The organism is Gilliamella sp. Lep-s35 (assembly GCF_009795845.1).
GTDB lineage: Bacteria > Pseudomonadota > Gammaproteobacteria > Enterobacterales > Orbaceae > Gilliamella.
Genome location: NZ_WTEX01000090.1, coordinates 1 through 337, shown reverse-complemented (window position 1 = coordinate 337; position 337 = coordinate 1). Strand labels below are relative to the sequence as shown.

At 36.5% G+C, this 337-nt stretch carries 1 protein-coding gene; it reads right to left on the bottom strand.

Annotated elements, in window-relative coordinates:
• On the bottom strand, positions 1 to 222 hold a 222-nt coding region (locus GQ590_RS12160; protein WP_160409333.1), incomplete at its 3' end, for a hypothetical protein.
• Positions 223 to 337: the final 115 nt, after the last annotated feature.

Below are 337 nucleotides of genomic sequence, written 5' to 3'. Positions count from 1 at the left end.
TCCATTGATAACCGAGCTTTCTAATGCGATGAAAACATTTAGGAAAACCCCAACGTAAATGTCTTTCTGCGATATCGCAATAATCTTCGAGTCATCCGGTAACTTAGGTTGATAATAGTAAGCACAACGGCTTAAACCAACAATGGCACAACTCATAGTAATAGTAACAGAATGATTTTGTTGTAGTTGCTGTGCCCACGTTTTACGTTCTTGCGTGGGCATTACAGCTTTTTTATAATTTTTTCCTGAAGTTGGGATTTTAAACTTAACTCAGCAAACATCTGTTTAAGTTTGCGATTTTCTGCTTCAAGTTCTTTTAAACGTTTGATATCTGAGC